18 protein-coding genes and 1 pseudogene are annotated in these 26,705 nt (G+C 69.5%); 13 read left to right on the top strand and 6 right to left on the bottom strand.

The genetic code is table 11. The features are described from left to right. Positions 1–255 precede the first annotated feature (255 nt). From ACWGN5_RS14750 to ACWGN5_RS14735, 4 genes are all read left to right on the top strand, one after another. Positions 256–783: a transposase family protein gene (locus tag ACWGN5_RS14750; RefSeq protein ID WP_453514834.1), complete on the top strand. Its 528-nt coding sequence runs from the start codon at positions 256–258 to the stop codon at positions 781–783. A gap of 79 nt (positions 784–862) precedes the next feature. After that, positions 863–1,360: a hypothetical protein gene (locus ACWGN5_RS14745; RefSeq protein WP_453514832.1), complete on the top strand. Its 498-nt coding sequence runs from the start codon at positions 863–865 to the stop codon at positions 1,358–1,360. Positions 1,361–1,423: 63 nt separating this feature from the next. Next, a complete protein-coding gene (locus ACWGN5_RS14740) occupies positions 1,424–1,903 on the top strand; it encodes a transposase family protein (protein ID WP_453514829.1) in 480 nt (159 codons plus the stop codon). A 209-nt stretch (positions 1,904–2,112) separates the two neighbouring features. Beyond that, the gene (locus tag ACWGN5_RS14735) at positions 2,113–2,901 is read left to right on the top strand and encodes an ISL3 family transposase (RefSeq protein WP_453514827.1); all 789 of its coding nucleotides are present in this window, start codon (positions 2,113–2,115) and stop codon (positions 2,899–2,901) included. On the opposite strand, the pseudogene ACWGN5_RS14730 reads toward ACWGN5_RS14735, so the two are convergent. The 3 genes and pseudogenes from ACWGN5_RS14730 to ACWGN5_RS14720 all read right to left on the bottom strand — a co-directional run. Next, positions 2,880–3,401, bottom strand: a pseudogene (locus ACWGN5_RS14730) (ATP-binding protein); the annotation flags it as partial. The gene ACWGN5_RS14735 and the pseudogene ACWGN5_RS14730 sit on opposite strands and share 22 nt — an antisense overlap. A 60-nt stretch (positions 3,402–3,461) precedes the next feature. Then, the gene (locus ACWGN5_RS14725) at positions 3,462–3,632 is read right to left on the bottom strand and encodes a transposase (RefSeq protein WP_453514826.1); all 171 of its coding nucleotides are present in this window, start codon (positions 3,630–3,632) and stop codon (positions 3,462–3,464) included. 164 nt (positions 3,633–3,796) lie between these two features. Beyond that, positions 3,797–4,384: a hypothetical protein gene (locus ACWGN5_RS14720; protein WP_453514824.1), complete on the bottom strand. Its 588-nt coding sequence runs from the start codon at positions 4,382–4,384 to the stop codon at positions 3,797–3,799. A 268-nt stretch (positions 4,385–4,652) separates the two neighbouring features. Here ACWGN5_RS14720 and ACWGN5_RS14715 point away from each other — a divergent pair, with 268 nt between their 5' ends. Next, positions 4,653–5,315 (top strand): deoxynucleoside kinase, encoded by a 663-nt coding sequence (locus tag ACWGN5_RS14715; RefSeq protein WP_369147978.1) that lies wholly within the window; start codon positions 4,653–4,655, stop codon positions 5,313–5,315. A 132-nt stretch (positions 5,316–5,447) separates the two neighbouring features. Here the strand turns inward: ACWGN5_RS14715 and ACWGN5_RS14710 are convergent, their stop codons facing one another. The 3 genes from ACWGN5_RS14710 to ACWGN5_RS14700 form a co-directional block, all read right to left on the bottom strand. After that, on the bottom strand, positions 5,448–7,592 hold the full coding sequence (locus tag ACWGN5_RS14710) for a M48 family metallopeptidase (RefSeq protein WP_453514822.1): 2,145 nt from the start codon (positions 7,590–7,592) through the stop codon (positions 5,448–5,450). Beyond that, a complete protein-coding gene (locus ACWGN5_RS14705) occupies positions 7,589–8,146 on the bottom strand; it encodes a hypothetical protein (protein WP_453514820.1) in 558 nt (185 codons plus the stop codon). Before ACWGN5_RS14705 ends, ACWGN5_RS14710 begins: the two co-directional genes overlap by 4 nt. Before the next feature lie 106 nt (positions 8,147–8,252). Next, positions 8,253–9,563, bottom strand: a complete 1,311-nt coding sequence (locus tag ACWGN5_RS14700; protein ID WP_453514817.1) for a hypothetical protein — start codon at positions 9,561–9,563, stop codon at positions 8,253–8,255. 282 nt (positions 9,564–9,845) lie between these two features. On the opposite strand from ACWGN5_RS14700, the gene ACWGN5_RS14695 reads away from it, so the two are divergent. The 8 genes from ACWGN5_RS14695 (at position 9,846) to ACWGN5_RS14660 (ending at position 26,681) form a co-directional block, all read left to right on the top strand. Further along, on the top strand, positions 9,846–11,600 hold the full coding sequence (locus ACWGN5_RS14695) for an AIPR family protein (protein ID WP_453514815.1): 1,755 nt from the start codon (positions 9,846–9,848) through the stop codon (positions 11,598–11,600). A gap of 198 nt (positions 11,601–11,798) precedes the next feature. Beyond that, entirely contained in the window at positions 11,799–13,193 is a 1,395-nt protein-coding gene (locus tag ACWGN5_RS14690; protein ID WP_453514814.1) for a hypothetical protein, read from the top strand. A 19-nt stretch (positions 13,194–13,212) separates the two neighbouring features. Further along, the gene (locus ACWGN5_RS14685) at positions 13,213–15,843 is read left to right on the top strand and encodes a hypothetical protein (RefSeq protein WP_453514812.1); all 2,631 of its coding nucleotides are present in this window, start codon (positions 13,213–13,215) and stop codon (positions 15,841–15,843) included. Positions 15,844–16,093: 250 nt separating this feature from the next. Further along, positions 16,094–18,040, top strand: coding sequence for a hypothetical protein (locus ACWGN5_RS14680; protein ID WP_453514810.1), 1,947 nt, complete (start codon positions 16,094–16,096; stop codon positions 18,038–18,040). A gap of 187 nt (positions 18,041–18,227) precedes the next feature. After that, positions 18,228–19,856, top strand: a complete 1,629-nt coding sequence (locus ACWGN5_RS14675; RefSeq protein ID WP_453514808.1) for a TIGR02677 family protein — start codon at positions 18,228–18,230, stop codon at positions 19,854–19,856. Further along, positions 19,853–21,178 carry a TIGR02678 family protein gene (locus ACWGN5_RS14670; protein ID WP_453514806.1) on the top strand — a complete coding sequence of 442 codons (1,326 nt, stop codon included), beginning with the start codon at positions 19,853–19,855 and terminating at the stop codon, positions 21,176–21,178. The genes ACWGN5_RS14675 and ACWGN5_RS14670 overlap by 4 nt, the downstream gene beginning before the upstream one ends. Continuing rightward, positions 21,175–25,413, top strand: a complete 4,239-nt coding sequence (locus ACWGN5_RS14665) for a TIGR02680 family protein (RefSeq protein WP_453514804.1) — start codon at positions 21,175–21,177, stop codon at positions 25,411–25,413. Before ACWGN5_RS14670 ends, ACWGN5_RS14665 begins: the two co-directional genes overlap by 4 nt. Further along, entirely contained in the window at positions 25,410–26,681 is a 1,272-nt protein-coding gene (locus tag ACWGN5_RS14660; protein ID WP_453514801.1) for a TIGR02679 family protein, read from the top strand. The genes ACWGN5_RS14665 and ACWGN5_RS14660 overlap by 4 nt, the downstream gene beginning before the upstream one ends. The last annotated feature ends 24 nt before the right edge of the window (positions 26,682–26,705 follow it).

Here is a 26,705-nt window from a genome sequence, read left to right as displayed (position 1 = left end):
GGATAGGGAAGCGACAATGAGTTCCGTGTTCATGGCATTGCGTCGAATGGGGTCGAAGAGCAGGACAGGATAGAGATTCGTTGCGTCGGAATCTCTAGCTACCCGAGATTGTCGTCGGTGCAAACAAGTCTTGGGCTGAATGAGCTTCTTCGAGTTGGCCACCGATCGAGTGATGGGCCGTGAAGCGCAACGAACGAGGCCACCGAGCTGTTGATCGAGATGTCTGACGTCTCATCACGTTGCTCGGGAGCCTCGTTGGTCATCCATCCTGCCGCACTTGACCTGCCGCATGCGCTCGTGGAGTGGGTCACCATGCTGGTTGTCACTCGTGAGGGCGACCGGCGCTGCAAGCTCCGTCCGTCCCAGCGGGCGATGGTGGCACTGGTGTACCTGCGAGAGCACACCACTCTGGCAAAGATCGCCGCCGGGTTCGGGATCAGCGAGTCCACCGCCCACGCCTACACCCGCGCGGTCGTCGACCTGACCGCCGCCCGCACCCACCGGATCATCCGGATCTGCGAGCGTCAGGGTGTTCCCATCCTGGCTGATCTCGCCTACCAAGGCGGCGGACCATGGCTGACGACCGGCATCAAACGCAAGCCACTCCAGGAACTCACTCCCACCGAAAAGACCCTCAACCGGGCGCCGGCCGCAGCACGAGCGCCCGTTGAACGCGGTGTCGCGAGCCTGAAGTCCTGGCGGATCTTCCGCAGCGCCCGATGCAGCCCCAACCGCATGACGGCCATCGCCGCCGCCGCCCTCACCCTGGAGCGTCAACGCTGAAAACGCTCAATAACTCGCACCCCTCTGTGAGCGGGAGCAGGATGAGAGAGGCAGAGCCTGCGGCGGGCTGGGAGGTGCGATGGATGCCGACGGTGTGACACCAGTGATCTGGCAGACGATCGAGAGATACTTCCGGCTGCTGCAGGCCCATGTCCCTGCTGAGCAGATGCGGGATGAGGTCCTGAGCGTGGATTTCCGCACCGGCTTCGTCGATGGGCTCGTCTGGAGCGGCGAAAGTGGACTGCAGGACTTCCTCGCAGCACGTTCGGTCTTCTTCGACGAATCCCACGTCCTGGAACAGATGTCGCCTCCCCAGAGGGGGCCACAGGAACGATGGCAGGTGCGTACCCGGCTGTCGTTCTTCCTGCGAGCCCGCAAGGCGGATGCACCCCTCAGCCAGGAGTTCACCGGCAGAGCGTTCCACCTGTGGGAGGTTGAGCCGGCGGAGGATGTATCAGCTTGGAGGGTTGCGGCACAGATGGTGGAAGGCTTCGCTGACCTCAATCACAATGCCGAGCGTCTGTTTTCCGCCCCTGACACCGGATTGACCACGCAGGACGAAGCTGAGCGTGGCTGATACCCGCCCGGGACCAGGCAGAGCACGGCACGGGACCCAGGCACGCCGACGGGGGTCTTCCTTTTGCCTCAGCGAGCGGTTGCGCGCCGACGGGACGCTCGCCTAGTACGACGGGGCGGCGACGGCCGCGCCGACTACTCGCACAAGCACTGCTGTCATGGCGTGACCGTGCAGGTCGTGACCGACCTGACCGGACAGGTCCTGTGGATCTCGCCGGCCTTGCCGGGCCGGTGTCACGACCTGAGCGCGGCCCGCACCCACCGCATCATTCGAAATCTGCGAACGCCAAGGTGTCCCCGTCCTGGCCATCGGTGCCTGCCAGGGCGCCGGCCCCTGGGTCACCACCGGACACAGACGACCGCCCGGCGGGCAGCTGTTCCCAATAGAGCAGACGGCCAGGCGGGCACTGGCCGCATCCCGGGCACCCATCGAACGGGCATGGTACGGCTGAAGTCATGGCGAATCTTCCGAAGATCCCGGATGAGCCCCAACCGCATGACGTCAATCGCAAAGGCCGTACTCACCCTGGAGAGGCAACGCTGAAAGCGCTCAATGAAGGAGGTCGATCGGCGCGGCCGCTGGCTGGGTGAGGCACCGCAGCGGACGCGGCTCCCGTGCCGTTGCCCGTCACTCTGGCATGCCACGCTGCCCCAGCCGCCGACACCTTGGTTGCCCGAACACGGCGAAGATGTTCGGTTGTGAGGGGCAGGGTCGCCTGAGACCGCGTACGCCTTGTCGACCGGCAGTCGAAAATGACGCTCCGTCAAATCCTGGGTCGTCTCTGCCGTGGTCGGCTGTGGACGGTGACGGTGCTGGTCATGCAGACCGATGCATCGTTCTGGGACTCGCTCGTGTTCGACGGGATCGACGACGTGGATGTCGAGGTGGTGACGGCCGCGTTCGGCACGGTCGAGGTGGTGGCGAGAGGCCGGGTGGCCGGGGCGGAGTGTCCGAACTGCGGCCGCTTTTCGGACCGGGTCCACGACCGCTATCAGCGCAGGCTGAAGGACCTTCCGCTCGCTGAGCAGGGCTTCGTGATCCGGCTGACGGTCCGGCGCTTCATCTGCGGGTCGGCGGACTGCCCGCGTCGGACATTCGCCGAGCCGTTCTCCCGGTTGGCCGCCCCGTACGCGCGGTTCACCACTCGGCTCAACCACGCCTTGGAGCGCGTGGGGCTCGCGCTAGCCGGGCGGGCCGGCGTACGGCTGGCAGCCCAGCTGGGCTTCGGCGCGGGAAGAATGACCCTATTGCGCAGGGTCATGGCGCTGCCCGATCCGCAGTTCAGCACTCCGCGCGTGCTGGGCGTGGACGACTTCGCGATCCGCCGCGGCCAGACCTACTCCACCGTCTTGACCAGCGTCGAAACCCGTCGCGTGGTCGATGTGCTCCCGACGCGTGAGGCCGGGCCGCTGGCTGCGTGGCTGATCTGTCACCCCGGCGTGGAGATCATCTGCCGGGACCGGGCGGGCGCCTACGCCGAGGGTGCCCGGCGCGGTGCACCCGATGCTCTGCAGGTAGCGCGGCGGTCGAGTTCCATGTAGCCCAGTTCGTCGATGCAGAGCAGGTCGACGCGGCCGTAGCGGGCGATGGTCTTGGTCAGCTGCTTCTCGTCTGCGGCTTCGACGAGCTCGTTGACCAGCTTCGTCGCCAGGACGTACTTGACCCGGAATCCGGCCATCCCGGCCTCGGTGCCAAGCGCGATCAGGAGGTGCGACTTACCGGTCCCGGAGTCGCCGATGAGGCAGAGCGGCAGCCCTTTCTTGATCCATTCGCATGTGGCGAGGGTGTGGACCGTGGCCGGGTCGATGTTGGGGTTGGCGTCGAAGTCGAACGTGCGCAGCGACTTGTCGCGGGGGAAGCCGGCGGCCTTGATGCGCCGCTTTGAGCGGCGGCGGGCCCGGTCGTCGTACTCGGCCAGGAGGAGCTCGGAGAGGAAGCCGATGTAGGACATCTGCTCGCGGCCGGCGGTTTCGGCGAGCTCGGGGAACTGGGACCTGATGGTGGGCAGCCTCAGCCTGCGGCTCCGCCGCGCCCGCCCCACCCTGGGACCTGCTTGCGCAGCCTGCGCAGTTCCTCACGCTCCGCCGGGTTCAACGGGCCCTCACCGCCCGCACCGGACGCGGCCGCTTCCGCCCGTGCGCGCGACCCACTGGCGCAGCGACTCCGGGTTGACACCCAGCTCCCGCGCCACCGACCCGATACGCCGCCCGCTGGACTCCACCAGCGCGACCGCGTCCCGCTTGAACTCCCCCGAGTACCTCGCAGTACCCATGAGGACATCCTCTCCACGAACCCGAAGATCCGCTTCTCAGAAGCGTCCATAATCCGGGGTAAAGCCCAGGCAGCGGGTACCCCGAGGTGGAACAGGCAGAACCAGCGGTCGCGCCACTGGTCGGCCGCCGGGCTGCCCTGCCCGGCGAACGCGGCGTTCAGGGGTCAGGTACGACGACTTTTGCTGAGCTCGGGGTGCGAGGGCCGGGGCGCGGGGATGAGGCCGTCCTGAGTGGCGAGGGCGAGGGTTTCGGGGTCTCGGTCAGCGGTGGGGGCAGGGGCTGCCGCAGGAGCCGGGCCGGAGGCCTCGGGGCGCGGCCAGCTTCCACCGAGCTTGGCGCGGGTGCGGCGGGGCGGGGTCTCCTGGCGGATGTCGTGGACCGCGTAGAGCTGGGCGACGGCCAGCAGCGGCAGCGGGTCCTCGTCGCGGAGCTCGGGGGCGTGCGTCCCGCGTGTCATCCCGTCGAGGAGCCGCCGCTCCTCGTCCGTGAAGTCCCGCCCGCGGGCCTCGTCCTGGAGGCGCCGGCGGAGTCGTACGTCGGACAGGAGATGCCCCGTGCCCTTCGGGTGTACGGCGGTGCACACCGGCCACGGCTCGTCGGCGGGCCAGAGCAGCGGCCCCGCCACCGAGCTGTCCCCCGGCTTCGCGGTGCCCTGCCGGGGGTGCAGCCGCGTCGTCGTGCGCCGGTGCCGGGCGAGGGCGGGAAACACCGCTTCGACGTCGACGGGGCGCGGGGGCGTGGTGCGGGTCATGGGCGGATCCTCCAAGGGCGGTTCGGTTCCGATGCCAGGATCCCGGTACGGCGGTACGACGGCCGCCCTGGGGTGAAATCGTCATTTAAGATGCAGGGCGGCCGCGGGGTTGCGGCCTGTCGCAGGGTCTCGGGCCTGACGGTCTTCATGACGTCGATCACGAGAGTCCAGGGAATCGTGTGACCACCGGCGTGCGTCTCAGTGGTGCGGGAAGCCCAGCTCACCCCGCCAACGGCACGAAGAGAAGACCCCCAGGGAGAAGTGAGGTATGCCGGTGATCTGCGTCGGAGGCATGATCGGGATCGGCAAGACGAGTGTGGCCGAGATCCTCGCCAAGGAGCTGGGCAGCGAGGTCTTCTACGAGAGCGTCGACGACAATCCGATCCTGCCGCTCTTCTACTCGGCGAGCCCCGAGGAGATAGAGGCGAAGCGCTACCCCTTCCTGCTCCAGCTCTACTTCCTGCAGACGCGGTTCGCCGCGATCAAGGAGGCGTACAAGCAGGGCGACAACGTGCTCGACCGCTCCATCTACGAGGACTGGTACTTCGCCAAGGTCAATCACGACCTCGGCCGGATCAGTTCCCTCGAGATGCAGGTGTACGAGGGGCTGCTCGACGAGATGATGCGGGAGATCGACGGCCTGCCGTACCGCAAGGCTCCCGACCTCATGGTCTACCTCAAGGCGGACTTCGAGACGGTGCTGCACCGCATCGGGCTGCGGGGACGCGATTTCGAGCAGGACGAGAGCCTCGTCGAGTACTACCGCACCCTGTGGTCCGGCTATGACGACTGGGTCCACAAGCACTACTCGGCCAGCGAGGTCCTCGTCGTGGACATGAACCACACGGACGTGGTGAACAACCCCGAGGACGCGGCCCGCGTGGCGCAGGAGGTCAAGGACGCGCTGGCGGCGACCGGCCGCCGCGGCTGAGCCCGCGGTCCATGCGCGGCGCCGCAGCTGAGCCCGCGGTCCAGGCCCGGCGCCGCGGTGAGCTGGTGCTCTACGCCCGCCGCCGCGACTGAGCCCGCGGTCCACGCCCGGCGCCGCGGCTGAGCCCGTGCTCTACGCCCGGCGCCGCAGCCGGGCCCGGCGGGACCGGACGGCGAGGGCGTGGAGGAGCCAGGCCGGCGGGGTGCCGACGGCGGCCATCGTGAGGCCCAGGCGGAAGTGGGCCGTTCCGGGGAGCGGGACGCAGGGGTCGGGGCCCGGGGCGAGGCAGCCCAGGAGCCTCACCTGCACGCCGAAGGCCACCATGCCGAGAACGCCCGCACCGAACGCGGCCAGGGCGCCCCGGGCGAGCGGCAGCGGCGCGTGGCCGCCGCCCGCCCAGAAGGCCGCCGCCACCTGGCCCGCGACGAGTACCCCCATCACCATCAGCTCGGGGGCGGGGACGCCGGTCCACACGACCAGCAGCGCCGACAGGGCGGCCGCCGGCGCCACCGGGACGCCGAAGCGGACGAGGACCCCCGGCGGCGGGCCCGGCGGGCCGAATCCGGTGAAGGTGTGCCGGGCGCCGGGACGCCATGACACGTACTGCCCGACCAGCGGCACCACCATGGCGGTGAGCATCACCGGCAGCACCAGGGACGCGATCCGGCTGGACACCAGAAACGCGGTGCCTCCGACGAAGACCACCGCGCCCGGCAGCGAGGGGGCGATGAACGCCGCCGCGTACAGCGTCATCGACGGCAGCGTCAGCAGGAAGTCGACCATTGGCAGCACTCCGGCCGCGCCCACCGCGAGAACCGTCCACAGCACGCGTCGCGGACGGCGGTTGCGGGCCAGGACCGGTCCCCACGCCTCCGCGACCAGTACCAGCCACCGTACGAGAGCCCAGCCGCACAGACTCGTCAGGACGAGGTACGGGAAGGCCAGCGACGCGCCTTTCCCGCCCACGCTCACCAGACTGAAGGCCATCGACGAGGACAGCAGCCGGAACACGCCAAGGCCGAGGCCCAGACCGAGCCCGGCCCGCCGGAGCCGCGCCGGGGTCAGGGAGCCCGGGGCGTGCGCCACCGCCTGCCACAGCACCGTCCCCGCCGCGCCCACCACCAAGGCCCCGGACAGGACGGTCGCGGCGAGGTCCGTGACCGGTCCGGCCTGGCTGCCGCCGCCGATCGGCCCCAGACTCACCATGTCGTGGAGGAAGGCTCCCGCCGCCCCGACCGCGCTCATGTCCCAGAAGCCGACCTCGTACAGGACCCTCCGGTCGGTCAGCGCCCGCGCCCTCCGGGCGAGCGGCGGGTGGACGCTCAGCAGCCCACGGCCGGTCTTCGCACCCTCGCGGGCGGGAGCGGCGCCGAACAGCCTGCGCAGGCCGTCGGCCGAGCCCTCCCACTCCGTCACCCGCGCGTCGGCGTACAGCTCCCGGCTCCGCAGCACCGCGTTCTTGAGCAGGATCACCAGTGCGGTGAGCAACGGGACCTGGGCGGCGAACGCGAGGACGGAGCCCGCGAGCGCGCCCCCGAGGAGCAGGGACGCCGGGGCCGAGACGACCGTCAGGGCGCCCAGGGTCGGCATGCTCGCCCGCCACAGGATCAGGGTCAGGAAGGCGATGTCCAGGTCCCGGTTGCGGATGTGCGCCAGTTCATGGAGGACGATGCTCCGGAAGGCCGCCCGGTCGAGGGAGTACAGGGTGAGCAGCCCTCCGCTCAGCGCCACCCGGCGCCGTCCGATGCGCCCGAAGGCGAGCGCGTGGACGGCCGGATTCAGCGGCTCGGCGAGGAAGCCGACCCGCTCGCGGACGCCCGTCTCGCGGAGCAGACCCGCCAGGTACGCGGAGAGCTCGGGCATGCCGGCGAGTGGCCGGTGGCCGCGCCGCCGGATCCGGTACCGGGGCAGGCCGACGTAGGCGCCGAGGAGGGCGAGGAGCAGGCCGGTCGAGACTCCGGCGGTGACCAGTCGGCCGGTGCCGGCGCGCGGGTCCTCGCAGTCGCCCATGTCGAGCTCGGTGGGGATGCGGATGTCGGTGGCGGAGCCGCGTTCACGGGCCGCTTCCTCCGTCGCCCGGGCGTTGCACTCGTGGTACTCCTGCAGCTCCTCCCACCGCACCGACGACAGGAGGATGGACGAGGTGCCGTTCACCAGGAGGGCCGACACGATGCCCATCGCGGCGATCAGCAGCACGAAGCGCACGGACGTGCCGGAGGGGAGCGTGAACGGGCCCGGACGGCCGCGCGCCGCCGGTCCCGGCGTGGGCCGCCTCACCGAGCGGCCTCGGCCGGCCCCTCCCCGCCCGGTTCGCCGGCGTCCGGCCTCTCCGGGGGCAGTGTGGCGAGCTCGGCGATGATCCCGTCGGCGATCGCCTGCGCCTGCGGCTCGGGCACCCGCCAGCGGAGCGCCGCCTGCCTGGCCACCTCGCGCAGCCGGGTGAGCTGTTCGACGGTCAGCGGCTCCGCCGCCACGGGCGCGGCGGGCGCTTCGACGGCCCGTCTCGTACGGCGGCGCAACATCCTCGGTAACAACCGGTTCCGTGTGATGTCGACCGCCTCCGCGGTGGACTGCTGCGCAAGGTGGCCGAGCACCTGGACCGCGGCGGAGAGCGCCGCGGTGCTGATGAGCGCGGCGACGACGTCGAGGCCGATCGCCAGCGGCTCGTCACGGCGGACCGGCCACAGCCGGTGTTGCGCGGACGACTGGTGGAAGGCCTCGGCCGTCATCGGGAACTGGGGCAGCTCGTGCGGCGCCGCCAACTCCACGGCGCGGCGGGCGAGACGGGTCGCCGTCGCGCTGTCGTGGCCCTGGTACTCGTCTCCACGCATGTGACCGGACACTCCCCCACCCCCGACATCTAGCCCAACTCGCCATGATGCCAAAGATGTTGGGGGCGATACGAGGGTGACTCCCGGTGCGGCGAACGGATCCGGCCTACGCGGGCACGGCGGGGAACACGACCACCGAGCCGTCCTTGTAGCGGGCGATGTCGATCGCCACGTCCGTCGTGCGGCCGTTGACGGTGACGCCGCCGCCCAGCTGGTGAATCCGGTGTGCCGCGCTCATGAGGCGATCGACCTCACCGGTCGTGAAGACGGGCCGCAGCCCGTTCGGGCGTGCCAGTTCCAGCGCCGACAGGCGTACCAGGACTTCGGCGATGCCCGACTCCAGTTCGTCGAGGCGCTGCTGGTCGCGCTTGAGTGAGCGCATGAAGTTCTCGAACGGATTGCCGGGGTCGCTCTGGGCGTGCTCGACAGCCTGGAGGACGGCCACCCGCCGCTTCAGCGCGACGGCCAGGGAAGCGAGTTCGAGGTGGGCGCGGAACGCGCCGCCGTGATCGTCGACGCCGGGGAACGACTTGGTCAGCGTGCCGAGTTCGACGGCCTCACCCTCGGGCAGCCGGTCGAGCGCGCCCTGCCATCGGGCAAGGCGGCGGTCGGCCTTGCCCAGCGCCGTGTTGATGGCGTGCACCGCGGAGTCGAGTCCCAGCGAGGCACCGATCCTGCCCTGGTCGAGGAGGATGGCGGTGGCCTTGTCGATGGCGTCGCGACAGCCGTCGAGTTCGCTGTGCTCGTCGTCGAGCTTGTCCTCCTGAAGCTGCTCAAGGAGCTCCGTGATGTGTTCGATGGCCTGCTGGCGCTTGCGGTCGGCGTGCGCGCTCACCCCCACCGCCACGGCCATGAGCACGAGCGGAGCGGCCACGGTGAGCACCGTGCCGCCGGCGGCCGCGGCCCCGGCGGTCGCACCGGCTCCCCCGATCGTGCCCGCCGCTGCCGCTCCTCCGACCGGCACGAACTGCGCTTTGCCGGCGATCCTGCCCGTCGAGTTCACGAGCTCACCGAAGATGCCACCGCCACCCGCCTTCGGCACCATCGGGCGAAGGCAGCCCTGCGCGACCTGGGCGGCGACCTTCGCCGGGACCACCATGCGATACAGACTCTCGCCGGAAGCGGTCGCCCTGGCCACCGTGAGGGAACTGCGCGCCGACTGCGTGATGAACTGCGACAGGTGCTGCGCCAGGGGACTCACGACGTCGAGCGGGATGCCACGCCCGCGGTCGACCCCGCTGGGCAGCGGATGCACCTCAAGGGTGACGATCGGCTGATCGGCCAGCACGGCCAGCAGTCCACGCAGCTCGGCCAGCCGCTCAGCCGACAGCACCTCACCCGCGACCGGCCCAGGCACCCGAACATCTGCGGTCGCCAGCGTCCACACGGGCACCGTCGCCACACGATCGTCGCTCATCGTCCCCCCTCACTCTCCGAGAGGAGCCTACGCCTGACGTCGGGACCATATGGTCGCGTCCGCCAGGGCCGGGGAGAGTACTGGGCCATGCCCTCATGAAGGTGGACTACCGCAAGAAGCTGCAGGACACTCCCCCGACCAAGTGCGACAAGGCTGTGGCGGACGACTGGCCCTGCACCGAGCCCACGCTACGACCTGATCTACGCCACTTCGAGGGGTTTCCTCTCCTGAGTGGGCCTGGGACCATCTTCTTTCGTTCGCCTGCGCACCGGGGGGTGTTGGATGACGTCTGCTCAAAACAACGATCAGCGGCTTCTGGACCGAATTCTGGATGATCAGCACCGGCGGCTGGCGCCACAGAAGGGCCGGGACGACTTCTTCACCTTCTTCGCAGCCGACAAGGCGCTGCAGGATTGGGATCTCGACAACGACGAAATCATCGACGGCATCGTCGACGGCGCACACGACTGCGGCATCGACGGCATCTGGTCCTTCGTAGACGGCCGCTACGTCACTTCTGACGCACACCAGTACCTCACTCAACGTGCCGGCATCATCGAGCTGGTCGTGCTTCAGGCGAAGACCTCGCCCGGCTATCAGGAAACGGTCTTCGAGAAGCTCCACTTCCATCTGCCCACGCTGCTCGACATGAGCCGCGACGAAGACGAGCTGGGCTCTCACACCAACGCCAAACTCCTCGAGCGCACACGACGCTTCCTCCGCGTTCTCGAAGACCTGGCCTCCTCGTTCCCGCAGGTGCGGGTCAAGGTGATCTACGCCAGCAAGGCGGCGGAGGGCCCTCATCCCAACGTGAAGGCGAAGGGAGATCGCCTCCGTCGAGAACTCTCCAAGATCACATCGGACACACAGGCGACGATCGAGTACCTCAACGCGGCGGACCTTCGCGAACGGACCGCCCGCGGCGCGAAGGCGGTGGCGCAGCTCGTCTTCACCGAGACCCCCATGAGCACGTCTCTCGGGGAGGGATACGTGTGCCTGGCACGGCTCGACGAGTACTACCGCTTCATCACCTCGGACAACCAGGCCCTGCGACTGGAGCTGTTCGAATCGAACGTGCGGGACTACGCCGGTTCCACGGCGGTGAACAACGCCATTGGTGAGACCTTGAAGTCCGGCACCGGCGAGGACTTCTGGTGGTTCAACAACGGCGTCACGGTCGTCGCCGACGCGGCACAGATCGCGGGCAAGAAGATCGTCATCAAGGATCCTCAGATCGTCAACGGACTTCAGACGAGCCATGAGGTCTACAGCTTCTTCCAAGCCGGTGGTCATCACCGCGATCGCTCTCTGCTCGTCAAGATCGTGGTCGCGCCGGAGAACGGGACGGCTCGCGACAGGATCATCCGGGCCACCAACAGTCAGACCCAGCTGCCGGCCGGTGCGCTGAGGGCCACCGAACCGATTCAGAAGGACATCGAAGAGAGTCTCACGCATGGCGGCGGCTACTACTACGAGCGGCGCGCCAGCTACTACCGCAACCTCGGTTTCCCGCTCGACCAGGTCGTCTCCATGGCCCGACTGGCACGCGAGTTCACGGCTTTCGCGCTGCGCGAGCCGCACGTGGCGCTCAGGCACTCGGAGGCCTTGCTCCTCGAGGACAGGCATTACCACCAGATCTTCTCCGCGAAGGTGGACCTCGACCTCTACCGCCTGTCCCTCGACGTCCACACCCGGATCCGGCAGCATCTGAACGCATACGCCGAGGATCGCCCCCTGCTCGGGGAGACCATCGAGAACTGGCTCTACCCGCTTGCCGCCGTGTCCGCCTACGCGCTCACGCGGCTCCGCCAACCCACCCCGCGCGATCTGCTGAACATCGACCTCGACCACCTCAACACCGAGCTCATGGACCGTCTGACGGGCGTGCTCGACCAGTGCTTCAAAACAGCCCTGCGCAACAACAAGGCCGGCGGCGTCGACCGGATCGCCCGAAGCCCCGAATTCACCACCCGCATCCGCCAGACGGTGGTGTCCCAGGGTCGCTTCCACATCGAGCATGCGTCGAAGGACGTCTGACGCCAGAATGATGGATCATTCGCATACCGATCAGCGCTGAGGGTGGAAGGTGCGGCTGTCGAGGGAGCCATGGGGGAGCAAATGGTAGGGCCCTGCGCCGACGGGACGGCGCCGGCACCTGTCGAGGGGCCCGGATGGAGCAGCCCCGGGCTCGACGTGGCCGCAGGACGTTATCCGCTCTCGGTGGAGCGGCATGTGATGCGCATGGTCGATCACTTGGTGCCCGGTGTCACCGCGGTGACTCCGCACGCGCGTTACTACGCCCTGCACGGTCTGGTCGCGGACCGAGCCGACTCCGAGGGGCTCGCGGTCCCGGCCGCACAGACTCTGCTGCGCCGAGCGGAAGTGGCTCTGGCAGCCGTGTCGTTCGCGCACCGTCCGCATGCCGTTGAGGGGCTCCCCCGCGCCCATGGCGTCGACGCCCTGGCACGGCACCTGCACTCCGGGACGGTCTCCGTGGCCGAGTCCGCAGTACCCGGCGCCCATGGATACGTGGGCAACTCGTGGGGGTTCTGGGGTCCGTATGCCGGATCCGAGCTCACGCTCGGCATCCTCGGCCCCGGCCGCATGCCCGTCCCCGGACCCCGGCTCGACAGGACGGCCGTACGCGACGGGCTGGGCGATCTGCTCGAACTGGCAGCCGAGGACACACTGCAGGTGGACGAGCTCGCTTCTCTCGGCGACCGGTTGTGCGTGTGCGCCGGTGGTGAGCATCCTGACGGATCGTGGCTCGCGAAGCTGATGTGCGAGCCGCACTCCTCGGCCGAAGGAGGCTCCCGCTCGGCGGCGCGTCGGCAGACCGTTCAGCTCCTGGCACGTGTTGTCGAAACGCATCCGGTCGCCCACTTCACCCGGGACGTCGGTCACGTCTTCGCCTTCGGTGACTTCCTCACCACCGACGCCGTGGCGAGCGGTATCGATGCCGCGTCCGCCTGGCGAGGAGTGGCTCTGCGGAACTACTCCGTCGGAGCGTGGCGCCGCCTGTGGTCCTGGCTGGTGGAACAGGTCGATGGGCTGGTACCGGTCGAAGAACTCGCCGACCGTTTCGCCGAGGAACTACCCGACATGACGGTCGCGGCGTTCCTCTCAAGCCTCCCCGCAACACAGAGCACCACAGGCGTGCCCCTACCCGCCGAGCACGCCCTGCGGAGCGCAGGTGAGGCCCTGCCTCTCACCGAACTCCGGGTTCTCGCAGCCAGCGCCCGCCGGTTGGACGAACTCACCGGCAGGGTCCGAGACGCGTTTCTCGGCCAACGCGGCGTCGAACTCGGCCCGGAGTGGGTCTGGCGCCGGCTCGACGAAGCCCGGCCCCTGCGACTGCGCGATGTCGCGCGCCGACTGACCCATGACCTGGTGGCGCGGTCACAGCGCATCGCGCTGTCCAAGTCGCGCCGCCGCGCCGATGGCTCGCTCTGGCTGCCGACCCGACTGCACGAGCGCGGCGGACTGCTGTTCCGCACCAGCAAGGAGGGGCGGGGTGACGTCGGCTTGCGGCTGGACCAGCTCGGAACCGTCCTGGCCACCTGCGGCGTGCTGCACCACCACAACCAGCACTGGTCGGTGACCAGGGGCGGAAAGGCACTCGTTGACTGAAACCGAACGAACACCTGGAGTGGAGTCGCCGACCGCGTTCGCCTCGCCCCTGACGCTCATCCTCGATGAGGAGCGCATCGGTGGACACGGCCTGGAAGAAGCACTGTTCCTCAGCTTCACCTCCGATCTGGGGTTCTTCGAGGAAGTCGCCCTCGGCGTCACCCAGGCCACCGGCGCCCGCGTCACCGTGGTCGGAGACGTCTCCATGGCGAGGAGCGATCCCCGGGCCATCCGGCGGGCCGGCCGCAGCTACCTCGCCGGTCTGGCCTACGCGCACGGTGCCGCGTTCCATCCCAAACTGATGATCCTGGCCGGACCGCAGCACGCCACCATCGCCCTCGGCTCCGGCAACACGACGCTGGCCGGCTGGCACGCCAACGCCGAGCTGTGGACGGTGCTGCGCGTGCACGGGGGCCAGAGTCCCAGCGCGATCCCGCACCTGACGGCATGGCTGCGCGGCCTCCCGGAGAAGGTGAGGTTCTCGGCCGGTGTGGCACAGGCACTGAATCGGGTCTCGGCGCTCCTGGACCGGCTCCACCACGACAGCATCCCCACGGCGCCGCAGGTTCACATCGTCAGCAGCCTGCACGCGCCCGTCATCGATCAGCTGCCGCACGGTCCGGTCGACGAACTGGCCGTGTTCGCGCCCTTTCACGACCATCGCTCCCTGGCGCTGCGGAAGCTGCTTGAGCGCTTCCGCCCGCGTCGGTTCACCCTCGCCTATCAGCCGGGGCTCAGCGACCTCGACGGCGCAACGGTCGCCGCCCTGGTGAAGGAGTACAACGGTCGTGTCGTCAGTGACCACGATCAGAGGTACCGCCACGGGAAACTCGTCGAATGGGCCTCCGAGGGGCAGCGGTGGGCCTTGACCGGCAGCCCGAACCTCTCCGCTGCGGCCCTGCTGCTCTCCCAGGACGAGGGGGGCAACTGCGAGCTCGGAGTCATCACGCCCGTCGCCACCACCCTTCTTCCCGAGGGCACCGACGAGCCCATCGCCCGGCTTCGTTCGGTCACGCCTCTCCCCCGTCCCGTGGCCGGCAACGGCCCGCTGCTGCTCGGTGCCCTACGCGTATCGGACGGCCTGGAGATCAGCATGGCCCGTCCCCTCTCCGACGCCGCTCACCTGGAGGTGTCCCAGGCGGCAGCACCGCCGGAGGCATGGGAGCGCCTCGCGGACGTCCCGCCCGGCCAGACCACGCTGACGGTGACGGCTCCGGCGGACGCGGGCAGTCGCGTACGCCTCGTCGTCGTCGGCCAAGACGGAGTACCCCACTTCGGCAACATCGTGTTCGTCCTCGACCCCGACCGGGCGCTGCGCCGTACGGCCCCGGCTCAGTCGCACGCCCCCACGACACAGCCGGCCGACCTGTTCGCGGATCCCAGGCTCGCCGAGCGATTTCTGGGCGACATGGAGACCCTGCGCACAGCCTTGGCCCCCGTCTCAGCGGTCGCTTCGGCGAGCAGCAGCACCGGCCCAGCCGCGACGACCCCGCTGAACGGCGACGAGGGCAGCTGGGAGCGGTATCTGGACGAGTGCGCTGGTCGCGTCGGACAATCGCTCACGCGCTTCGCACTGGGACTCCCCACGCTCACCGACACCGGCACGTCCTTTCAAGACCTGCTGCCCGTCTCCTGGGACGAGCGGTTCACCGACGACTTCGAAGCCGTCCCTGACGAGGACGACATCGAGGGTGTGACAGCAGAGCACGATCCCGAGGCATCGGGCGCGGAAACGAACACCGCGGCCCTTCCCGACCTCTGGCAGGCCGACCAGGAGATTCGTCGCAGATACCGCCGATGGGTGGAGCGCCTCGTCGCCCTTGCTCCCCACCTGGGCCCTCCGGAACGCATGCTCGTCGTCCGGCTGACCCTATGGACCGTCGCGGCAGGCGCCTGGCCTCCGGCACGCACCGACTGGGTGCCTCTGCTCTCCCGCGCCGTCCGCGCGCTGAATCGAGACGATCTCCCCGAGCGGATCGAGCCCCAGGTCGGCAGCCTCGCCGCCGTCGCCCTCGCCGTCCTCCGCAGCCATGCCCCACGCTACGAGGTCACCCCGGAAAGCCTTGCCTTCAACGAGGCCGCCCAGGAGGTCGGCCACTTGCTTCCCGCAGTGGATCTCGCGTACGTCACGGAGTACACGGCTCTGCTGGACACGGCCTTCGGTCCCGCTGTCGACCAAGCTGCCGTGCTCGACGTGGCGTCAGACGTGGTCCAGGACGATCCCCTCGCCGACGCCGTATGGACTCTCACCGAGAAGGGCCGCGACGTACACCGCCATGGGAAGCTGCTCCTTCACGTCACCGGCCGCTTCAGCAACCCCGCGCTGATAGCGCTTGAAGCCGTAGGTGCCGCCGAAGACGCGCCCCTCGTCGGAGCCTGGGCCGGCCCGGACTCCGACACCGGGCCCTGGGCGCTGGTCATCTGGCGTCGTCCTGACCTCATCGTGGTCGACGCCCGTCGGCCCGTACCGCTCTGGCGGCACCATCGGCTCGCCGGCCTGGTGGGCCCCAGGGCTCTGGGCGCCCAACGCAGCTTCGAGTCCGCTGCGGCCCTCCCCCATGGCCCCCGCAACAGGCCCTTCGAACTGGCTCACCAACTGATGTCGGAGCTCGGCCTGAGCGATCCTCGGCCTCCGCACTGCCCGCCGTAGCCCATGGACGGCCACGAGCGCCACACCCAGGACGCTCTCGACGGACGCGATCAGCCCAGGAAGCTCAGTGCAGTCGACGCAGGGTCTTCAATGCAGCCTGCATCGACCGTAGACAACCTCGTTGTCAGTGCCTTGTCGCACCATGAGAGGACGCTCTCCGTACCAAAGTGCTGTGGCCCTTGTTTCGGCAAGAGGCGGACAACCGCTCGGACGAGCACTCAGACAACTCCTCATAGCGGATCGGAGCCTCATGGACAGCGGTGAAGCCGCCCCCCACCTCCCCTTGAACTTCCTGTGCGCGCTCGCAGTAGACAGCAGGGCAGACGCCCCGCCCGCGCTGATGGCTGCGGAGCAAGCCCGGTCGATGGAGGGGGGAATGGAGCGGCGGGAGTTGCTGGTAGCGCTGTTGCACGGTCCCTACGGCGACTCTGCTCCGTCGTGGCTGCTGGAAGCCGCGATCGACAGCGACTTGGCCCGGAAGCCGTCGCAGTCGGATCCGTTCTACGGACCGTCCATGGATCTGGCGCTGCTGGTTCTCTCGCACCCCTCCTGCACACCACAATTGCGGAACGAGTCGCTGGAGCGCTGTACTGCCGTCCAACTCGGCCGCCTCGGCTCGGCGCAGGCAAGCAGCCTCTTGGCTGACGCCGTCGCCGAGGCCCTACGCGAGCGGAAGCCGCATCAGCAACGCATGACGGTCGAGTTCCTCGACACGCCGACGGATGCCCAACTGGTGCTGCGACAGCACCGACTGCACAGCACCGTCATCAGCACGGCTGTCGATCTGTTGCCGTCCTACCCTCTCGTCGACGAGAAAGACGGTGAGGACACGTCGCTGTGGCTGAAGAGGCAGGAAGCCGCTGAGAAGGCCTGGCGCACCATGTGGAAGCAGGTCCTGACCGCGCATCCCGACCACCACCGGTTCCTCGTCGACTGGTCCGACAACAAAGATTCCGGGTACGTCATCCGAGAGCATCTCCTGGGCAGCATCCCCTGGGACGTTGAGCCAGAACTGCTTGAGGAGATCGCCAAGGACGACCTCGCGCACTTCCCGTTCTCTGTACTCACCACCCGGATGTGCCGCATGCGTCGGGACGGGGCAACGGAGCAAGAGGTACGGGATCACTTCGCGCATGACTTGGCGGCGCTCGCTCCCCGGCAGCGCAAGCGCATCGACGAGCTCCTGACAGAAGACGAGTACGCTCTGCGCTACGGCTGCCGGGCTGCCGTATCCAGCACTGCGCGGGCAGCAGATGGCAGATGGCGTTACATTCTCAACCCCGGCTTGGCACGCCAGTACGGGAAGCCTCGTCCTTGGCGAGCCTCCGCGGACCAGTTGACCTCCCTGGCCCAGAACTTCGCCGAGCACGCGGCCGTAGCGCTGGAGCTGTGGGAACCCGACCCCAAGTCGCCGGTCCACGCGGCGAAAGAGCTTCGCTGGGTGCACGACTTGTTGCAGCACCTGCCGGTGATCACCCCGCAGGTGAAGGAGAAGGCGCGCCTGTTTTGCCGGGAGGTGAAACGAGGGCTGGCCGGGCGCCGGGACCACGGCAGGTACGGGCTGAGTGCGGACGACCAGCAAGCTCGTGAACTCCTCGACACCATCGAACGGATGGTTGCCGAGCCGTTCCCGGTTCCCGGTCCGGCGCGCACGGCATCCCTCGGCAAGCCCCACCAGGTCACGGTGCGGGATCTCGCGGGTGCTCCGGACGCTGCGCTCGACGAGTACCTGCGACGGCATGATGGCGACGATGCTCTTGTGGAAAAGGCTCTGTTGTCCTTCGCATCCCGTGCGTACCGCCGTGGCCTGTCCTTCGCCGACGTGCTGAAGCGTCACTCTGACCCGCAGCGTGCACTGCTGGGCCTCACCCGGAACCTCCGCCGACACCTGGGGGGCGGCCCGAACCTCCGGGAGGCTTGGGCAAGTACGGTGCTGGGTCTGCCCACGGACGATTTCGAGCTGATCCGCGCCCTGCCCGCCTGGACCGCCCTCAAAGCCAGAGGGCCGCGTGGTCAGGCAGCGCACCCAGCGGTCGCCTCGGTCGTACGCACCGCCCTTGGTGACGACGCCGAAGCATGGCAGCGGTTCGCGACAAGCCCCGCCGGCTACGCGGGACCCGCTGCCTGGCTCCGCCTCGGCGACCTCCTCGACGTGGCCGCGAACGGAACGCCCTGGCCCACGCCTCCGCACAAGTAGCAGAACCAGCGATCAGCGCCGACGGGCCTGACCAGCCCTCGGCCCGTATCCACGGCAGTACGGAAGCAGAGGCGGCTTCTACGTCCCCCGGGCCGTCAGGAGAATACGGAAGCCGCCTCCGCACGACCCAGGAGCGTCTACGGCAACACACCGACAATGGCTGAACACACCACGTAATATCGCAGATATGAGTGCACCCGCGCCCGGCGCGTCGTCGGCCGCTGACGAGGACGAACCACGCAGGCGGCTGGACGCGTACAGCTACCTCAGCGCGCCCGAGCGACTGGAGCACGTCGCGATCATGCGGGTCTTCTGCGGGACCCTGCTGGCGGACCTTTCCGTGTCGGAAGTCATGGGAAAGCTCCGCCAGGCTGGCGCACCTGCTGTCGGGCTCGACGCCGACACCCTCACCGTCCGGCTGGAGCAGCTGGTGCGGTGGGGCAACCTGCTGCGCAGCAGCCACACTGTGAAAGCGTCCAGCATCAGCGAGTACCAGCGGTCCCGCGCGCGCTACCAGCTGTCGAAGCTGGGCGAGCGCATCCAGCGTGACGCCGATGGTGTTCTGGCCGAGGCGGACGCCGCCCGCGAGGTGAGCAACGAGCTGCTCGCCCTGGTCGAGCGCGGGCTCAGGGAGCTGGCCTTGCTCGTGACCGCGCCCGGCAGCATCGAACCGCAGGACGGGCTGGAGCGAGTCAGCACGCTGTTCGTGCAGTTCACGGAGTTTGCGGACTCCATCCGGGACTTCTACGCCTATCTCGGCCAGGTGCTGGCCCGGTACGACCTGGACAGCGCCGAGTACCAGGGCTTCAAGGAGCTTCTCCTCGACTATGTCGAGGCGATCACGGAGGACGTAGCGTTCCGCGCACCGCGGATCTCGGCGGCCCTGGACACGCTGTGGCCGCACGTCCCGGGTCTGCTCGCCCGGCTGGACACCCACGCGCAGGGCCTCACCGGGCTGTCACCGCAGGGCGACGGCCGACTGGAGACACGGGTCCAGCGCAGCCGCGGGCGCGAAGTAGCGGACTGGGAGGGCCTGCGCGGCTGGTTCAGCAATACCGACGGGCAGGGCAGCCAGGTCGACCAGCTGCGGGACGCCACCCTTCGGGCGTTGCAGTCGCTGCTCGCCAACGCCAAGCGGATGCTGCGGTCGGCCACCGGCGAGATGTCCCGGCGCAGGGACCTACTGCGGCTGGCCCGGTGGTTCGACGAAGCGGCACCGCAGGACGCGCATGACATCGCCGTCGCCGCCTTCGGGCTCTACGGCGCTCGCCATCTGGGCATACCTCCTGCCACCGACGAGGTGGTGCCCGCCTACACGAGCTGGTGGACCGGCCCAGTGGTCGAGGTGCCGGTGGCCCTTCGGGAAAGAGGCAGCCGCGCCCAGCGGGGCCGGACGTCCACGGTGGAGGACCACTCCGCACAGAAGCAGCGGCTGCGCGCCGCTGCCCGTGAGCGGGCCGCGGCCAGGACAGCGGCGGCGGACGAACTGCGCCGTGCCTCGGGGCGGTTCGCCGAGGTGCGCCTCACCTCTGCAGCGCTCGGACTGCTCCTGGAGCTGCTGGCCACCGCACTCGGGAACGCGCAGCTCCGGCGTCGCGCCGACACGGATGGGAAGGATGCGACGGAATTCGATCTCGGCCAGGCGCACAGTGAGGATGCTGAGCTGGGCATCCGGCTCACCGTGCGACACACGTCGGGTGCCCGGTGCGTCTTGCACTCGGCCGACGGCGACCTGCTGCTGGACGACCTGGAACTGGACATCGGCCGCACCTCCTCCAACCCTGCCGACGGGGATGCGGAGGTGAGTGTGTCATGACCCTCCCTTCGGCACACGACGTCGCGCTGGCCGCCGAGCGCCGCTGCGCCGCCCGGCTGCTGCTCGCCCACCCGCTGGTCACCTCGGACGGGCCGCACTCCGACCTCTTCCCGCTGATCCGCAGGCATGCCGATTGGTTGGGAAAGCGGTTCCAGCAGGTGCTCGGCTACCGCCTGCTGGTCGACAGCTCCTACGCCCGGTTGTTCAAGGCGGGGCTGGGGACAGAAGCCGGCCACCGTCTGGAGCGCTCCACCGGCACCTCCTTCACCCCGCACACGTACGCCTGCCTCGCGCTGGCCCTGTCCGTGCTGGTGACAGCGCCCGAACAACTGCTGCTGTCACAGCTGGTGGCTGATGTCAGGGCCGCCGCGGCCGACGCGGGCATCGTGCTGGAGGAGACAGGGAGGGCAGCCGGGAAACGGACCTTGGTAGCGGCTCTGCGGCAGCTCGTCGAGTGGGGCGTCCTCATCGAAACCGAGGGCCATGTGGCCGCACTCGCGCATGATGCGGGCGGAGAGGCCCTGATCACCGTGGACCGCGAGCTCGCTCGTGTCGTCGTCGCCGGCCCGCTCGCCCAGGCCCGTGACGGCGCCGACCTGGTCCGGCAGGCAGCGGACCCGGGATTCGGCGGACCTCGCACCTATGTGCGCCGGATGCTCGTCGAGACACCCGCCGTCTACCTCGACGAGCTGACCGACGCCGAACGCGACTGGTTGCGCACCCGGCAGCGCCGCGAAGCGCAGGCGTTCTCCGAACTTCTGGGCCTGGAGATGGAGATCCGCGCCGAGGGAGTGGCGCTGGTGGATCCCGAGGACGAGTTGACGGATCTGCACCTGCCGGGCACCGGGACGGTGGCGCAGGCCGCACTGCTGCTGGTGGAGCGGCTCGTGGAGCGGCTTCGGCCGCAGGAGCCGGGACACCCGGCGACCGGGGGGACGCTCGTCATCGGCGTGGCTGTCCCGGACGGCCTGGTGGACAAGCTGCTGGCCGAACTGGTCGCCGAGTACGGACAGCGCAGCAACTGGCAGCGCGGCTACCTGGAGGACATCCGCGCCCTGCGGGAGGCCGTGCTGGACCTGCTGGCCCGCATACGGCTGATGGCCCGGACCGGCCGGCTGCGCGCCGAGGGAGCCGGCCTGCCGGACGGGTACGCCGATGAGGCACCGGAGGGGCGCACCGTGACGGATGTCCGTGAGGCACGTCCCGGCGGTGACGGCTGGCTGCTGCTGGCCGCGGCGGCACGCTACGCCACCCACGTGACCGTGCACCCGGCCACCGCAGCCCGAAAGCGCACCGACGTTCAGGAGGAGTTACCGCTGTGACCACCGATGCGCGTGGCCTCATCCCGCTGCCGCGTTCCGGCCCCGTGACGACCGTCGGCACCCGCTTCCGGCTGCACCGCGCGGGCATTCAGAACGTCTGGCAGTACGACGAGCAGGAGTTCGCCTTCGGCGACGGACGGCTCTTGCTGCGCGGCAAGAACGGGGCGGGCAAGTCCAAGGCCCTGGAGATGCTGCTCCCGTATCTGCTGGACGGCGACTCACGTGCACTGGACGCGACAGGCACCGGCCGGACCACGCTCGCGTGGCTGATGCTGGACGGGTTCGAGCAGACCAACCGTCTGGGCTACCTGTGGGTGGAATTCCGAGGCACGACCGACGGCGGTGACCACCGCCACCTCACACTCGGCGCCGCCATCCGCGCCTCGAAGTCGACGCAAAGGGCGCTGCCGACGTTCTTCGTCACTCCGCTGCGCGTCGGTGAAGACCTGCCCCTGGTCGAAGGCGGGAAGCCCCTGCCGGTCGACCGGCTCAAGGAGATCGTCGGCTCCGACAACATCACCGACCGCGCGGTCCTCCACCGCTCGCGGGTGGCCCGGGAAGTGTTCGGCATCACCGACGCGACCCGCTACCGCAACCTCACCCAGCTCCTCCACCGGCTGCGGCGGCCCACGGTCGGGGATCGTATCGAGCACGGTGGACTGGCCTCCCTGCTGAGCGAGACCCTGCCGGGACTCGACGAGGACGTGGTCGAGAAGGTCGCGCGTAACCTCCACGACCTCGACGCCGTACGCGACGAGCTCGGCCGCCTGGAGCGCACCGATACGGCCTTGCGTACCTTCCTCACCAGTTACCGGGGCTATCTGTCCGGAGTCCTGCGTACCTCCGCTCAGGCAGTGAGCGGGGAGCTGGAGGTGCTCGCGCGGCGACGGCGGGCGGCCGGAGACGCCGCACAGCGGACCAGCGAGCTGAGGACGCAGGAGGAGGAGTCGGAAGCGCGGCTGGAGACCCTGCGGGAAGAGGAAGAAACCGCCCGGACCGCTCTCGCAGCCCTGCAGGCCAGCCACGCGTACCGCAGTCTGCGCGAACTGTCGGAACGTCGCAGCACGGTCGAGGCGCTGCGCACCGCCGCCGTGGCCGCCTTCACCGCCCTCGGCAACGCACACGGTGCGGAGGAGGGTGCGGCCGAGCGGCTGGCCGATGGCGTCGAACACCTCGGGAGCCGACTCGCCGAACTGGGCACCGAACACCGGGAACTGCTCACGCAGGCGGAGAAGGCAGTGCTTCCCATTGGCCATCTCGGCGAGGCAGTCGCCCTGATCCGCACGGTCCGCTCCCAGGCCGTCGAGACGGAGCTGACCGCTCCGGACGGGGAGACGCACACCGTGCGGCAGCCGTCGGTCGTCCGCATGGACACGGCCGCGGTGCAGGACGGACTGCGGTCCTGGCAGGGGCAGATGGAGGCCGCCGAGACGGTCGTGAAGAACCGGACTCGGATGGTCCAGGAGGTGACGCGCCTGACTGCGCAGGCCGAGAAGGCCCGAAGCCAGGCGGCGCAGGCCGACACCGAGCGGGAACGGCTGGAGGGCGACGCGGAAGAGGCCGCCGACCGTCTCGACGCCGGCCGTGAGAAGGTCGCCGAGGAGAGCGGTGCCTATGCCCATCGGGTCGCCGAGTGGGTAACGCGCACGCGGACCGCCGTCGGTTCCGACTGCCCGCCGCTGGACACCGTCCACACCGTGGTTGCCTGCGAGAGCTCCGCCGACGCCCCGTTCGCGGACCGCACGCTGCCACCCGACATCGACAGTCAGGCGTGGCAGGTCGCCCAGGCCGCACTGGAGCCGTACAGCGAGGAACTCACCGAGCGCCGTGACGCCCTCGCACTCGCCGTCGGCCGGCTCGACGAGGAACTCCAAGGCCTGGCGAGTCAGAAGCGTGACTGGGCGCGACGTACCGATCCGGAGCCGTCGGTCCCCTACCACCGCGTCGCTGAAAGGGCGCTGGGCACCGGAGCGCCTTTTTACCGGGTGGTGGACTTCACGGATGGTCTGAGCCCCTCGCATCGGGCCGGTCTGGAAGCGGCGCTGGAGGCCAGCGGGATCCTGGACGCGTGGGTCGGCGCGGACGGTGCCCTTGTCGATCCCGGCACTCGTGACACACTGCTGCGTCCCGGCCCCGCACTACCGGACAGGCCGAACCTCGCCTCGGTCCTGCGCCCAGCACCGCAACCGGGGTGTGGGGTCACCTCCGAGCAGGTGGAGCTCCTGCTGGCCGCCATCGCGCTCGCACCGGCCGAGGAAACGACCACACATGACGCTGTGTACTACGACGGAACCTGGCGTCTGGGCATCCTCAGCGGCCGTCACCACAAGAGTGACGCCGAGTACGTGGGAGCCGCCGTACGCGCCGAGACACGGCGGCGCATCCTCGCCGAGCTGGAGGAGCGGCTCACACAGACGGAACACCGGCTGGCCAACGCCCGTCACGAACTCACCGAGGCCGATGCCCGGCGCCGGGCCCTCAGGTTCGCTGAGCAAGACTTCCCCCAGGCACGGAGTCTCGCCGACACCTGGAGCAGGACCGAGTCGGACGAGAGAAGACTGCGTGACCTGACCGCCAAGGCCACCCACGCGGCACGGCTGGCCGAGGAAGCCCGCGCCCTCGCCGTAGCCGCACGCACCGAGGCGGACGCCACCGCCACCGCCCATGACCTGCCCAGCGACCCCGCCGAACTGGAACGCGTACGCACCGCGCTGGCTGCCCTGCTCACCGGCATCGGTCGCCTTCGTAGGGCGGTCGGCAGCACCGCCGAGCGGCTCGGCAGCCATCACGCCGATGTCGAACGGTACGAACGCGCCCGAAAAGACCGCCTGGCCGCGGAGGAGAGCTACCGGCTGCGCCTCACCGGGCTGCGTGACGCGCGACAAGACCTGCGCACCCGCGAGACGGCCGTCGGAGCGACCGAAGACGAGATCCTCACCCGCGAGCAGGAAACCAGACAGCGCATCGTGCACGCCAGCCAGGCCCTTCCGGCGGCGCAACGGACCCGCGACGACTTCCACGACCTGCGCGTACGCGCAGAAGAGGACGAGAAGCGCCTGCGCGTGGATCTGGCCGACCAAGAGACGGCGGTCATCGACACCGGCGCCGCCCTCCGCGGTGCACTCGGCCGGCCGGAGGTGGTGCGTGGCGCCGGACTGGACCGGTCCTCGTTGCCCGACGATGTTGCGGACAACCCCGGCTCCGACGTCCGAAGCCGTCTGCGCGCGCTGCGGACACTGGCCGACGGCGTGGAACAGGCCCTCGGCCGCCCGAAGGGCGAGGTGTCGGACAGCACCCTGCTCAACCGGCACACCGACCTGCGCGACCAGCTGGCTGGCGGCTACGACGCGCAACTGGAGGAATGCGACGGGATCAAGGTGTGCCGCCTGATCGACGACCACGGTTCCCACGACGTCGCGGCCGTGGGCGAGCGGATCGCTGTCCAGGCGGCAGAGGCCCGGGGACGGCTCACCGAGCGCGAACGTGAGGTGTTCCAGCGGTTTCTGACCGGCGAGCTCGGCGACCATCTCTCGGCCCAGGTCATCACCGCGGCAAACCTGGTCGCGGCTCTCAACGACACCCTGCGAACCGTGCGTACCTCCCATGGTCTCGGCGTGGAGCTGCTGTGGAAGCTGGACGAGGACGTGGACGCGGACGTGCGGGCGGCCGTGGAGCTGCTGCGCAGCCCGTCGAGCCTGCGCACGCGTGAGCAGACCGAGCAGCTCCGCGAGGTGCTGCAACGGCGGATCGAGGATGCCCGACGGACCGATCCCTCAGCCGGTTACGCCGCCCATCTGCGGACTGCGCTGGACTATCGCGACTGGTTCCGCTTCCACACCTTCGTGGTCGAGGACGCTGCCCCGGGACGGAGGCGGAAGCTGACCGGTCGCACCGGGCTCAGCCAGGGCGAGCAGCGGGTGCTCTCCTACCTCGTGCTCCTCGCCGCGGCCGCCGCCCACTTCGCCAGCCTCGCCGAGTCGGCACCACACGCGCCGCGGCTGATCCTGCTCGACGACGCCTTCGCCAAGGTCGACGAGCCCACCCACGGGCGGCTGGGACGAATCCTCGTCGACCTCGACCTCGACTTCATCCTCACCAGCGAACGGCTCATGGGCAACTGGCCGGAGGTGCCGTCCCTGCACATCTACGAATGCCTCCGTGATCCCCATGCGCGCGGGGTGGCCACCTTGCATTACACCTGGAACGGCCGGCACCGGCGCCTGGTGTCCGTATGAGCAAGCTGCCCGCAGCGACAAAGGACTGGCTGGCCGGTCCCGGGCTCACCCGGCTCTGGGAGGCGACACGCAAGCGCCTGGAGAGTAACGGTGTGCAGGCCACCGGATCCCTCCGGCTCACCTCGGTGAACGCCCAGGAACGCAACGACCTGTCCCTCATGCTGGGCAAACCCCTCACCGGCGCCACCGTCACCGTGCACCTCGATGCGCTCGACACGCGGCTGCGCGCCTCGGCGGCCGGACTCGGGCTCAGAGAGGTCCTGGAGGAACTCGGGCAGCCGCTCACCGACCGCCGTGCCATCCGCGCTGGTATCGCGGCACGGCGCGAGCACGTCTGGTCGTCACTCACCTCGGCGCTGGAGGCGTCTCCGCTCGCCGGCCAGGAGTGGACCGGTCAGTGGTACGACCTGCTCCGCCGTAGCGGCGTACCGAGAGGAGTACCACCTGAAACGGCGGTACGGACGCTTCAGCAGGCTGTCCAGGTCCTCACCGTATTGCTCGGCCCGGAGCGGGGTGGCACCCGAGGCCGAGGAGAACTTGCTGCCACGGCGACCGGGTCCGCACACGGCCTGGACGACGGCACCTGGCTCGCACGCCTCGTCCAACGCGGCATCGTCCTCGCCCACAGCACCGAGTTCCCCGGCGACGCGGCCGGTCGGCGCGCACTGTGGCGGCTGGTGTCCGTCACACCGGACGAGGTCTCCAGCACTGTGCTCACCTACGGGTTGCGGCCCGTCGGCGGAGGCTGGCGAGAGCAAGCGTTGAGGCAGCGAGCCGACCATCACGCCGAAGCCCACTTCACCTTGCGGGACCTGCACGACCTGCAGCTGCGACTGCCCACCGGAACATTGATCCATATCTGTGAGAACCCGCGCGTGGTGGAGGCTGCGGCGGACGCGGCCTGCATCCACGCCCTGGTGTGCACCTCCGGCAGCGCCGCCACGGTGGTCCTCACCCTCCTGGACGCCCTCGCCGCCACCGGCTGCCGATTCGCGTACCACGGGGACTTCGACTGGCCGGGCATCGCTCTGGCGAACCGGATCATCCACCGATACGGAGCACAGCCATGGCGCATGGGCGCCGAGGACTACGAGCACTTGGCCGCTAGCAGCCAGGCCGCGGGAATCCCGCAGCTGCCGCTCGACGGCCAGCCCGTCAGCGCAGCCTGGGACCAGCATCTCGCCCCTACCATGGCCGCCCTCGGCGTCGCGCTTCATGAGGAGCTCACCCTCGACCTTCTCGTAGACGAGCTGTCGGGTCGTACGTAGACATGCCTCGGACCATATCCACCG

Source organism: Streptomyces sp. NPDC055815 (assembly GCF_053616475.1).
Note: the sequence above shows the minus strand (reverse complement) of the source record. Positions and strands in the feature narration are given on the sequence as shown.

Bases quoted from the DNA above. Each gene is read 5' to 3' on its own strand.
- ACWGN5_RS14745 (WP_453514832.1), top strand. From the start codon at position 863: ATGGATGCCGACGGTGTGACACCAGTGATCTGGCAGACGATCGAGAGA.
- ACWGN5_RS14735 (WP_453514827.1), top strand. From the start codon at position 2,113: ATGACGCTCCGTCAAATCCTGGGTCGTCTCTGCCGTGGTCGGCTGTGG.
- ACWGN5_RS14725 (WP_453514826.1), bottom strand. From the start codon at position 3,632: ATGGGTACTGCGAGGTACTCGGGGGAGTTCAAGCGGGACGCGGTCGCG.
- ACWGN5_RS14720 (WP_453514824.1), bottom strand. From the start codon at position 4,384: ATGACCCGCACCACGCCCCCGCGCCCCGTCGACGTCGAAGCGGTGTTT.
- ACWGN5_RS14715 (WP_369147978.1), top strand. From the start codon at position 4,653: ATGCCGGTGATCTGCGTCGGAGGCATGATCGGGATCGGCAAGACGAGT.
- ACWGN5_RS14705 (WP_453514820.1), bottom strand. From the start codon at position 8,146: ATGCGTGGAGACGAGTACCAGGGCCACGACAGCGCGACGGCGACCCGT.
- ACWGN5_RS14700 (WP_453514817.1), bottom strand. From the start codon at position 9,563: ATGAGCGACGATCGTGTGGCGACGGTGCCCGTGTGGACGCTGGCGACC.
- ACWGN5_RS14695 (WP_453514815.1), top strand. From the start codon at position 9,846: ATGACGTCTGCTCAAAACAACGATCAGCGGCTTCTGGACCGAATTCTG.
- ACWGN5_RS14690 (WP_453514814.1), top strand. From the start codon at position 11,799: ATGCGCATGGTCGATCACTTGGTGCCCGGTGTCACCGCGGTGACTCCG.
- ACWGN5_RS14680 (WP_453514810.1), top strand. From the start codon at position 16,094: ATGGACAGCGGTGAAGCCGCCCCCCACCTCCCCTTGAACTTCCTGTGC.
- ACWGN5_RS14675 (WP_453514808.1), top strand. From the start codon at position 18,228: ATGAGTGCACCCGCGCCCGGCGCGTCGTCGGCCGCTGACGAGGACGAA.
- ACWGN5_RS14670 (WP_453514806.1), top strand. From the start codon at position 19,853: ATGACCCTCCCTTCGGCACACGACGTCGCGCTGGCCGCCGAGCGCCGC.
- ACWGN5_RS14660 (WP_453514801.1), top strand. From the start codon at position 25,410: ATGAGCAAGCTGCCCGCAGCGACAAAGGACTGGCTGGCCGGTCCCGGG.